The following is an 11,855-nucleotide window of genomic DNA, read 5'->3' as shown; positions in this document are numbered from 1 at the left end:
GGCGATTGTTAGACTTTTATCAGCGAATCAATAAAGCACCAGACCCCAATCAGGATCCAGTGCTCTAATTTACCCCCGCGAACCTTCTTTATTTACCTCAACCCGAGCTTTCCCCATAAAGAAAATCGTCACAGCCGCCAAAGCAATTGGGATCAACGTAAGTGTAAAGGTATAGGTAATTGATTCCGACAGTGCATGAATGATCTTATCTAAAATAACCCCAGGAATTTTCGCACGTTCACTTACTTCAAAGATTTCCCGTGGATCACCCATTTTAAAACCACCGCCGCCTGCACCTTGCATTCCCTTAAATGCCTCTTTCAAACGGTCTGTAAAAACATTATTTTGAATCGTACCGTATATCGTTACCCCCAGCGTCATTCCAAACGAGCGCAAAAACGAGTTTGTGGAGTTCGCTGTGCCCCGATATTGAGGCTCCAGATTATGAAGCGAGGCGGTCGGCAGAAGGGAGAAGGAGAAGCCGACGCCAAAGCCGACAAGAATCATAAAAATGGTCAACATCAAGCGGGACGTATCCTCGGTCATGGTACCTAGGCAGTACATGCCAACAACATATGAGATTATCGAAATCACCATCAAATTCCGATAAGACGTTTTTGTTAAAAAAATACCTCCGATGGAGCTCCCGGCAACAGACCCGAGCATCATCGGGGTTAAAATCAAGCCAGCATTCTTGGCTGTTCCGCCGTAAACCGCCTGCACAAAAATCGGAATAAACACTGTTAAAATAATAAACGTGCCGCCATATAAAAAGGCGAGAATCTGCGAGGCAGCAAACAACCGTCTCTTAAAAAGCCATAACGGTAAAATCGGTTCTGCAGCCTTGAATTCCGCTATAAAAAAAGCAACGAAAAAGACCACGAAACTAACAAATAGGCTGATAATCGGAACAGAATTCCAATCATATTCTTTTCCGCCTAACTCCAAAGCAAACATAAGGCTGACAACCGAAATGACCAGTGTAACCGCGCCAAGCCAATCAATTTTTTGCTTGGAATGCTGTAAGGATTCATGATAATAACGAACAATTAAAATAATCGAGACGAGTCCAAGTGGGATGTTTACATAGAAAATCCAATGCCAGCTAATGTAATCCGTAATATAAGCACCCAAAAGCGGACCAAGCACGCTTGATAGGCCGAAAACAGCACCAAGCAGACCTGTCATCTTTCCGCGTTTCTCCGGCGGAAAAATATCAAAGACAATCGTAAAAGCAATCGGCATTAAAGCGCCGCCGCCAATGCCCTGAATGGCTCGAAAAATACTTAATTGAACAATGGTTTGCGCGAATCCGCAGAGTGCCGAACCAATCAAAAACACCGTTAACCCAAAAAGGAAAAAGCGTTTCCGCCCATACATATCCGACAGTTTGCCAAAAATCGGCATGCCCGCCATGACGGCTACCATGTAGGCAGAGGTGACCCAAACAAATTTATCGAGCCCGCCTAGGTCAGAAACAATTGTCCCCATAGCCGTGGCCACAATCGTGTTGTCCATCGCGGACATCAAGATGGCCAGAAGAAGACCGGCTGTCACCAGGTTAATATTGCTGTCATGTTTGATCATAAAAGTCTCCTTATTCAATTTTCATCTAATGGGCCATAGGCCAAGAAACCTCCTACGTATTAATTTTAACTGACAGTCAACAGAAAATAAATTTGAATTTTAATAAAAAAATCCCCTTGCAAAAGGGGATACGCTTATCACTTAGTATACTCCAGAGTTTTACTTAAGCTTTTAAAACATCATGGTCAACGTAGCGCTCACCATTGATTTCGCTGATTACATTAATGGCAACCTTTGCACCGTCGCCGGCAGTAATAATTGTATGTACGCTGACACCTGCAGCAGTACCGGCAGCCCAAATTCCGTCAATGTTTGTTTTTCCTTCCGCATTTACATCCAAAACTGTTTTGATTCTTGGTTCTGTACCTGGCTTTGTATTTAAGCCAGCCTTTTCAGCAAGGTCAGTCAAGGCACCAGTCGCAATAATTACATGTTTTGCTTCAAACGTTTTTTGATCTGTCTCTACTGTAAATCCAGCATCAGTTTTAGTAATGTTTGTAACGGTCGCTTGAACAATTTCCGCGCCGAATTTCCGCGCCTGTTCTTTTCCGGTTTCTACAAGTTCAGGGCCGGTAATTTCTTTAACACCATAATGGTTTTCAATCCACGCGCGTTTAGTCATGCTCTTATCATTATCAACAACCAATGTTTGTTTCCCAGCTTTTGCAGTAAATAAAGCAGCACTAGCGCCAGCAGCGCCTGCACCAACGATGACAACATCAAACATATCAAAACCTCCAAATTTTTATTTTTCAATGATAATGGTAGCCAATTACAAATTAAAAGTAAAATGAACTGCTTAATTCAAAGTTTTTGCAAAACGAAATAAAAAGAACCAGCAAGCCGTTTAAGGTTGGATGGTTCTTAAGTTCATTAACTGTATAACTAATTTAAGAAATTTCCTGTGCTTTAGATTGTGCCTTTGTAGTCGTCTTCCTTTTTGTATGAAGAACATAAAATAATACAACGCCGATTAAAATATAAAATGCACAAATGAAATACATCGAGCTATATTCCATCTTAGCGGCAATTATACCCACTAGAAATGACCCAAATGCGATACCTGTATCGTAAATGGATAAAAAAGTTGCTGTCGCCAGACCCCTTTTTCGAGGTTCTGCATTTTGAATAGCTATCGTTTGGAAGGTTGGAAAAAGTGTTCCCCAGCCTAACCCGATTAGGCCTGCCGAGAGGAGGAACGTAAACGCCCCATTACTTTGGCTTAAGACGACCATTCCAATTGCAAATAGAATGAGACATGGATAAGAAATCACGTTTGGACCATATAAATCCAGCCATTTTCCCGTAAATGGTCTTGACATTAGCAGAACCACCGCATATACAACAAAGAACAAGCTCGAAACATGCTCTAAATGAATTTGGGCTGCATAGATGGAGACAAAAGAAAGCAGTGCGGAATAAACAATTGCCAAGAAGCCGCCGACAATGGCAATCGGAACAGCGGAAGACTCAAACAGATTACGGACCGAGAAGGATGCAGCAACCTTCTGTTCGTCTTGTTCCTGTTTTGGCAGCTTAACGCTTAGCCCGGTAATCAAAGCGCCAATAGCCACTGCGATGCTAATGATAAACATGATTTTAGCGCCCCATTGCTGCATTGTCATCAACCCGACAAATGGTCCTAATACCATGGCCATATTGGTTGATAAGACGAAATAACCCATTCCTTCACCTCTCCGTGAAAAAGGAATAATGTCAGCTACAATCGCTCCCGCTGCGGTTGTTGCCATACCAAAACCAATACCGTGCAGCAGTCGGATGATTAAAAATCCAGCTGTTGTTTTAGGGAATAGGTAAAAAGGAGCCGCTGCAGCAAAAACAATCAGCGCGGTTAGCAGCACCTTTTTGTTACCGGCACGTTCAAGCCAGTTACCTGCAAGCGGCCGCGAAATAATAGCAGAAAGCAAAAAGACGGTCGTCATTAGACCCGCCTGTGAAGCACTTGTGTGAAGCTCATTCAACGCATAGCTTGGAAGGGTCACTAGCAAAATATAAAAGGTCAAAAATAAGAAAAAGTTACTTGCAGAAATACCAATAAAATTCTTCGTCCATAATTTTGGTTTGTTAGACATTTAATGCACTCCTTTTAATAAAGCTGGTCAAGCCAGCTTTTTTGCAGCTGATAAAGCTCCTCCTTATGTGATTTTGGGAGCAATGATTTATTCAATTCGATGACGATTTTCTCCCACTCCGGAAATTTGGCAAGCGCCTCATCCGTAAGTTGAACACGTTTTTCACGTCGATCCTGACCGGGAATCTGTTTAACGTAGCCCTGTTTCACCATGCGCTGGATCGTTCGAGTCATGGGAGGTGCTTCAACAGCTAAATATTCACTGAGCTCTTTTTGCGTTAATGAGCCCTTGTTTTTTAAAACAAAAATAACGGCCCATTGCGAACCGTATAATCCCGTTGGTTTCAGTGCTTCATTCAGTTTATTTGTTAGACGTCGTGATAATTGATGAAGGGTATGGATTAATTCGTGATTGATCATAATACACTCCAAATTAATTAATAATTACCTAGGTAACTATAATGGATATATTAAAAAATGTCAAGAAATGTTCACAAGATGTCGACTTTCCCAAACAAAAAATTCCGCGGATTATTATTCCGCGGAATCTTCATATGACTATCTTAACACATTAAAATACCTAGCCTCTGGATGGGCGAAAACAATGGCAGAAACAGAAGCTTCAGGCTCCATCATACAGCCATCTGTTAACTGGACACCGATATCCTCCGGCTGGATTAGCTTAAAGAGCTTTTTCTGATCTTCCAGCTCAGGGCAGGCAGGGTAACCAAAGGAGAAACGCTGGCCCTGATAGTGGGCAGCGAAACGGTCCTGCATTGTAAAGGCCAGAGGATCCGGGAAGCCCCAGCGGTCACGCATCTGCCGGTGAATTAATTCTGCCAGACCTTCGGCACTTTCAAGAGCGAGCGACTGCAGGGCATGGCTTTCAAGGAAGCGGCCAGACGCCTTAAGCTGATCAGCTTGCTCTCGAATGCCCCTTCCGGCAGTTACCGTAAAGAAGCCGACATAATCCATCACGCCGCTATCGACCGGTTTTAGGAAATCAGCTAAACATAAATATGGTGCAGATTCCTGACGAGGAAAATCAAACGTCTCAATCACCTTTACAGGATTTTCTGGATCATAAATATGAACCTTATTTCCCTCAGATTGTGCCGGGAAAAATTGATAAACAGCTGCAGGTGTAATCCAGCTATTTGCGCTGGCATCCGCAAGTAGATTATCAACCATGTCTTTTACTTTCCAGGCCTTCTCATCCTTCTCGGCTAACAGTTTTGCAATTTTTCCTTTCACACCTAGATGGTGACCCAACAGCATCTGCATATTAATATACGGCTCAATATGTGACAAGGAATAGGATTTAAGGACATGCCGTTTTGTATCTTTTGGAACAAAAACGGGAACCTCAGTAGAGACAGCAGCCCTCTGCTTTACAGCCACTGAGGCGGCAGAGCGGACTGGCAGCTCTCTTGGTACATCTAAGGCGGCCAACTTTTCCTGTTTTTCGGCAAATAATTTTTCAAGTTCTTCTTGGGATTGAAGCTGGTTGGCGATTGCCAAGCCATTCATCGCATCTTTCGCGTAAAGAACAAGTCCTTCGTATTCCTTGGCTATTTTCGTATCCGTAAATTTGCGGGAAAGTGCCGCACCGCCGACCAGGATAGGGAGGGAGATGCCTGCTTCCTTCATATCTTGTGCCGTTAACACCATTTGCTGGGCGGATTTTACCAAAAGACCGGAGAGCCCTACCATGTCTGGCTGGATTTCGCGAATGGCTTTTATCAATTCGGCAGGTGCCACCTTAATCCCAAGATCAATGACTTCGTAGCCATTATTGCTGAGAATAATATCGACCAGGTTTTTCCCGATATCATGGACATCGCCTTTAACTGTGGCCAAAATGACTTTTCCTTTTGAAGCAGACACTTCGCCTTTTTCCATAAAAGGCTCCAAATAGGAAACGGAAGCTTTCATGACTTCAGCACTTTGGAGAACCTCGGCAACAATCAACTGGTTATCATTAAACAGCCGGCCAACTTCCTTCATTCCGTCCATTAACGGGCCATTAATAATATCAAGAGGGGCAGGATACTTGGCGAGTGCTTCTTCCAAATCAGGAAAGAGTCCTTCCTTTGTCCCTTCGATAATATAATAGCCGAGCCGCTCTTCAAGGCTCATATCGAGCGTAGTGCCTTTTGCTTCCTTCTTCTTATCACGATAAAAATCAGTGAAAATTGCCAATGTTTCATCGGTTGTTTTAAATAATAAATCCTCAGCCAGTTGAACCTCTTCCTTTGAAATGGAAGCGAAGCGTTCCAGCTTTTCAGTATTGACAATCGCATAATCCAGGCCAGCCTGAGTACAGTGGTAGAGGAATACAGAATTCAAAATTTCCCTGCCGACAGGAGGCAGCCCAAAGGATACGTTACTTATGCCGAGTATCGTTTGAACACCGGGAAGCTGTTCCTTAATTAGGCGGATGCCATCAACCGTGGCTTTAGCTGATCCAATATATTGTTCATCACCTGTACCTACAGGAAACACTAATGGGTCAAAAATTAAGTCCTGCGGCTTCAATTTATATTTGTTGACTAAAATATCATGGGAACGGCGGGCAATTTCCAATTTGCGTTCTGCAGTAACACCCATGCCGGTTTCATCAATAGTACCGACAACGACGGCAGCCCCGTAGCGATGAATCAATGGAACTACCGCTTGGAAACGTTCTTCGCCGTCCTCAAGGTTGATGGAATTAATAATCGCTTTTCCCTGTGAATACTTCAACGCCTTTTCAATTACTTTTTCATCTGTTGAGTCGATGACAAGCGGCACCTTTACCTTTTTGACGACTTCGGTGATGAAGTTTTCCATATCGACAAGCTCTTCACGGTCCGGGTCAGCAAGACAGATATCGATGACGTGCGCTCCGCCTTTTACCTGGGCCCGGGCGATTTCTGCGGCTTCTTCAAATTTACCTTCAGCTATCAAACGTTTAAATTTGCGTGACCCAATAACATTGGTCCGTTCTCCAACCATGATCGGCCTTAAAGTTGGATCATCGTAAATGAACGGTTCAATTCCTGAAACCATATGATGGGAGGATGGCTGGTATTCCCTGGGCCTGTAATCTTTCATTGCATCCGCAATGGCGCGGATGTGATCAGGGGTCGTACCGCAGCAGCCGCCGACAATATTGAGCCAGCCATGAGCGGCAAAATCAGCGAGCTTTTTCGCCAGAGTTTCCGGTGTCTCATGATAGTGGCCCTCCTCGTCAGGCAGGCCTGCATTTGGATAGCAGCTGACTGCTGTTCCAGACAGATTGGCGAGCGAGCGTATATGGTCCTGCATGAATTCTGGTCCTGTTGCACAGTTCAACCCAACAGCCGCTGGATTCATATGCTCAATGGAAATATAAAAAGAATCAATCGTTTGTCCAGCCAAAGTTGTTCCCATTGGCTCGATTGTTCCAGAAATAAACAGAGGCAATGTTTTCCCGGTTTTTTCAAATGCTTTTTCGATGGCGACATAGCCTGCCTTAACATTTAGCATATCTTGAGAGGTTTCTAGAAGGAGCAGGTCAACTCCTCCGTCAATCAAGCCAATCGCCTGTTCCTCATAGGAGGCAGCCAGTTCATCAAAGGTTGTTCCGCCGGTAACGCTTAATGTTTTTGTCGTCGGTCCCATGGAACCGGCCACATAGCGAGGCCAGTCCTCGCTGGAAGCTGCCTGAGCTTCCTTCACTGCAATCATCGCAGCAATTTTATTAATTTCATAAGCTTTATATCCAAGCTCATACTCATCTAAAACAATGCTGGTAGCACCAAAGGTGTTTGTCTCGATGATATCTGCTCCGGCCTCTAAATATTCGCGGTGAATGCGCGCAATAACTGCTGGAGCGGTTAAATTGAGATTTTCATTACAGCCCTCGTACTGTTCACCGCCAAAATCATCAGCAGAAAGACCTGCTTGCTGCAGCATCGTTCCCATTGCACCGTCCATGACAAGAATGCGTTTTTTCAACTGCTCAATAAATGGTCGTTTCGACATAGCTGTTCCCCCTCAGTTCACACGCACGCTGTCGGGCATAAAGGGCCAGTTCAGCAGTAAGTTCATAGCGTAAAAATGGTGTGATTAAATAAATTCCATTAAATAAATCTAAGGCTGCATCGATTAGCCCCTTGGTAATTTCAACGCCTTCTTTTGCCGCTTGGAGCGGATCATCATGAAGCGAGGCCATCCGTTCCCGAATGGAGTCGGCAATTTTAATGCCAGGTACTTCATTATGAAGGAACTCCGCGTTTTTACTGCTGGTAAGCGGCATTAAGCCGATGTAGATCGGAGCTTTTAAATGTTTCGTATGTTCATAGACTTCAAGCAGTTTTTCTTCGGAAAAAACCGGCTGCGAGATAAAATAGTCGGCCCCATGCGCAATTTTCTTCTCCAAACGTTTGACCGCTTTTTCCACCGAGCGGACATTCGGGTTAAAGGCTCCGGCAATGCTGAACGCCGTTTTCTGGCCCAAGTCCTTTCCGGAAAAAGATAAACCTTCATTTAATTGTTTAATCATTTGAATCAGTTCAAATGAAGAAACATCATAAACGGAAGAAGCCCCTGGAAAGTCGCCGACACGGGCAGGGTCGCCAGTGATCGCCAAAACATCATGCATTCCTAACGTGTGTAGACCCATTAAATGGGATTGTAGGCCGATAATGTTGCGGTCCCGACAGGATATATGGATAAGCGGGCGCATTCCTAGTTCTTTTTTTACTAGATAGCCTAAAGATTCATTGGAAATCCTCACTTGCGCAAGAGAATTATCTGCTAGTGTAATCGCATCAATGCCGGCTTCCTTTAAAGCCTTAGCGCCTTCAAAAAACTTCTTTGTATCAAGCTTTCTTGGCGGATCTAATTCAACGATAACTGATGGCCGTTCCTTCACAATTTCTTGAAGAGGGGCGTAATCTCGCTTTGCAGGACGATCTTCAACTATGATTTTCTTTGGTTTTAATTCTACTACTTTTTCCGTTACCGGGGTGCTGTTTTTTAATTCTGTGGCAAATGCCCTGATATGTTCGGGGGTAGTGCCGCAGCATCCTCCTAAAAGCCGGACACCTTGCTTGCGGAATTCAGCCGCTGACCTGCGGAAGTAGTCAGCATCACCATCATAATGGAACTTTCCATCCGTATAAGCAGGGAGACTGGCGTTTGGATAGGCTGAAAGAAAGGCTCGCTTAGGCAGTTCGATTTGTTCGAGCGCAACCAGCATATGATGCGGGCCAAGTCTGCAGTTTAAGCCGACAATGTCCGCGCCTAGCCCTTCAAGTCTCTGCAATGCCTCATTTACTGGAGTACGATCCTGCAATATTCCCGGTTCTGCAAGAGAAACCTGGGCAATAATTGGCAGTTGTGTCTCCTTTCTGGCGATGGTAAGAACGGTTTCGAGTTCTTCCAAGTCATAAAAGGTTTCGAGTAAAAGGCCGTCAACACCCTCTAATAGAAGGCAATACAACTGTTCCCGAAAGCTCCGTTTAATTTCCTCGATCGGAATGGATTTGGGCTTGATGCCACGGTTGCCGCCCAAGGTACCGAGCACGTAGGCGCGGTTCTCGGCGGCTCTTTTGGCAATCTGTACAGCAGCGCTGTTGATATCCTTGACGGAATCTTCCAGGCCGTACCGTCCAAGCTTTAAATAGTTGGCCGCATAAGTGTTCGTTTGAATAATATCGGCCCCTGCATCAATATAGGCTTTATGGATATTCTGAATTTGCTCAGGGCGAGAAAGATTCAATTCCTCAAAACAGGAATCTTTTCCATAGGAATAAAGCATTGTTCCCATAGCCCCGTCGGCAATTAAAATTTGACTTTGTAATTTTTCTAGAAGACTCATCGCTATTCTCCTTAAGAGAGCTTATTTCACCTGTAGCTTTTCCAAGGCTTGTGAAAAATCCTTAATCAAGTCTTCAGGTTTTTCAAGTCCGACTGAAAGTCGCAGCAGACTGTTTTTAATTCCCCTTTTTTCCCTTTCTGCTTGCGGCATGGCGGCGTGAGACATTTTTGCCGGATAGGACAAGATTGATTCTACTGCACCAAGACTGACCGCAAAGACAGGAATTTTTACATTTGACACAAAATTCCGAAGGGCATCCTCGTCAGCCAGTTCAAATGAAAGAACAGCACCCGCACCGCTTGCTTGAGCTTCCTGTAATTCCTTCTCTGGGTGATTTTCAAGTCCTGGATAATATACCTTTTCAATAAGCGGATGCTCTTCTAGGAATTTGGCAATCTCTAATGCGGCTTTCTGTGATTGCTCAAGGCGAACATGAAGAGTTTTTAAGCCTCTCATCACAAGCCAGGCATCCTGTACGCCGAGTACTGCTCCAAACGAATTTTGAAGAAAATAAAGCTGTTTCGCCAATTCCTCGTCTTTAACGACCGCAAGTCCTGCTACCACATCGCTGTGTCCTGAAAGAAACTTGGTGGCACTGTGAAGGACAATATCCGCACCAAGCTCTAATGGCCTTTGCAGAGCAGGGGTAAGGAAGGTATTATCAACAAAAGTCAGGGCGCCAATGGACTTTGCCAGTTCGCTGATGGCTTTGATGTCAGTCACCTTCAACGTCGGGTTGGATGGTGTTTCGACATAAATGGCCTTTGTGTTTGGCTTAATTGCTTGTTTGACTTGTTCAAAGTCGGTCATATCGACAAAGGTATGTTCAATCCCGAAACGTGTCAATACTTGCGTAACCATCCGATAGGTCCCGCCGTATACATCCTCTGTCACAATCACATGATCTCCAGAGGAGAGAAGCAAAAAGGCAGTGGAAATGGCAGCCATTCCTGAAGAGAAGGCAAATCCGCGAACTCCGCCTTCCAGTTCTGCAATAATATCTTCTAATGCTTCCCGAGTTGGGTTTAAACTGCGGGCGTAATCGTATTTTCCGAAACTGTCAATTTCAAATTGATGAAAGGTGGATGCGTGCTGGATTGGAACACTGACCGCTCCTGTTTGTGCATCCATTTTATGACGATTATGAAGAAGCTTTGTTTCAAAACTAAATTCCTCGTGTCCCATCAAACATTCACTCCTTCAACTAATTTTGCAAAAGCTTGCTCTAGGTCAAAAATGATATCTTCTGCGTCTTCAATTCCTACTGAAAAACGCAATAAACGGTTACAGACGCCTTTTGCAATCCGGATTTCTTCAGGAATATCGGCGTGTGTCTGGGTCGCCGGATAGGTGATAAAGCTTTCAGTTCCGCCAAGGCTTTCGGCAAATGAAATTAATTTTATGCTTTGCAGGAACGGATTTACCCACGTTTCATCTTTTAAACGGAACGAAACCATTCCGCCTCTTCCAGGGTAAAGCACATCGGCTACCGCATCGCTATTAGATAGAAATTCGACTACCGCTTTAGCGTTTTTCTCATGTCTTTCCATACGAAGTGATAATGTTTTCATCCCGCGCATTAACAGCCAGGAATCGAATGGGCTTAAAACAGCACCAGCTCCATTATGATGGAAAGCTAATGCTTCACAAAGCTCCTTGCCTTTAGCTACAATAAGCCCTGCGAGCACATCGTTATGTCCTCCAAGGTATTTCGTCGCACTATGCATGACAATGTCTGCACCAAGTGCAATCGGCTGCTGCAGCAGCGGGGTGTAGAAGGTGTTATCCACAATTAACAATACGCCGTGATTCTTGGCAATTTTAGCTATGGCTGCAATATCTGCCTCCTGCATAAGCGGATTGGTTGGTGTCTCTAGGAAGATCGCCTTTGTCTGTGGAGTAATGTTCTTCTCAACCTCTTCTGGGTTACAGGTGTCGACATATTGACTTTTCAATCCCCATTTTTGAAAGCCCTTTTCTAATAAACGGTAGGTTCCGCCATATAAATCCTCGCTAACCAGCCATTCATCACCAGACTGAAATAAGGAAAGAATTGTTAAAATTGCCCCCATTCCAGAGCTGCAGGCAAAGCCTTGATCTCCGCCTTCTAAATCGGCGATAGTTTTCTCAAGCAGCTGGCGTGTCGGATTTCCGGTTCGAATATAATCAAAGCCAGTTGACTGTCCAATCCCCTCGTGCCGGAATGCAGTTGAAAAATATACTGGGGGATTAACGGTTCCTGTTGTAGTTTCACTGCGGTTCCCAATTTGAGCAAGTTTCGTATCGATTTTATACATGGTTGTCTACACTCCTCATTAATATTAAAAA

8 protein-coding genes are annotated in these 11,855 nt (G+C 44.3%); all 8 read right to left on the bottom strand.

Features of this window, described 5'->3' with window-relative positions:
• Positions 1-69: 69 nt before the first annotated feature.
• Positions 70-1,587, bottom strand: coding sequence for an MDR family MFS transporter (locus tag ACZ5AE_RS23945; protein ID WP_464567000.1), 1,518 nt, complete (start codon positions 1,585-1,587; stop codon positions 70-72).
• 163 nt (positions 1,588-1,750) lie between these two features.
• Positions 1,751-2,314 carry an NAD(P)/FAD-dependent oxidoreductase gene (locus ACZ5AE_RS23940; RefSeq protein WP_464566999.1) on the bottom strand — a complete coding sequence of 188 codons (564 nt, stop codon included), beginning with the start codon at positions 2,312-2,314 and terminating at the stop codon, positions 1,751-1,753.
• A 163-nt stretch (positions 2,315-2,477) separates the two neighbouring features.
• A complete protein-coding gene (locus tag ACZ5AE_RS23935) occupies positions 2,478-3,680 on the bottom strand; it encodes an MFS transporter (protein WP_464566998.1) in 1,203 nt (400 codons plus the stop codon).
• Between the two features lie 14 nt (positions 3,681-3,694).
• The gene (locus ACZ5AE_RS23930; RefSeq protein ID WP_464566997.1) at positions 3,695-4,099 is read right to left on the bottom strand and encodes a MarR family winged helix-turn-helix transcriptional regulator; all 405 of its coding nucleotides are present in this window, start codon (positions 4,097-4,099) and stop codon (positions 3,695-3,697) included.
• Between the two features lie 138 nt (positions 4,100-4,237).
• Positions 4,238-7,687 (bottom strand): methionine synthase, encoded by a 3,450-nt coding sequence (gene metH, locus ACZ5AE_RS23925; RefSeq protein ID WP_464566996.1) that lies wholly within the window; start codon positions 7,685-7,687, stop codon positions 4,238-4,240.
• Positions 7,665-9,527, bottom strand: coding sequence for a bifunctional homocysteine S-methyltransferase/methylenetetrahydrofolate reductase (locus tag ACZ5AE_RS23920; RefSeq protein WP_464566995.1), 1,863 nt, complete (start codon positions 9,525-9,527; stop codon positions 7,665-7,667). The genes metH and ACZ5AE_RS23920 overlap by 23 nt, the downstream gene beginning before the upstream one ends.
• Before the next feature lie 21 nt (positions 9,528-9,548).
• Positions 9,549-10,712, bottom strand: a complete 1,164-nt coding sequence (gene metC / locus ACZ5AE_RS23915) for a cystathionine beta-lyase (protein WP_464566994.1) — start codon at positions 10,710-10,712, stop codon at positions 9,549-9,551.
• The gene (locus ACZ5AE_RS23910; protein ID WP_464566993.1) at positions 10,712-11,824 is read right to left on the bottom strand and encodes a methionine biosynthesis PLP-dependent protein; all 1,113 of its coding nucleotides are present in this window, start codon (positions 11,822-11,824) and stop codon (positions 10,712-10,714) included. The genes metC and ACZ5AE_RS23910 overlap by 1 nt, the downstream gene beginning before the upstream one ends.
• Positions 11,825-11,855 lie beyond the last annotated feature (31 nt).

Source organism: Neobacillus sp. S1227, assembly GCF_055385255.1.
Note: the sequence above shows the minus strand (reverse complement) of the source record. Positions and strands in the feature narration are given on the sequence as shown.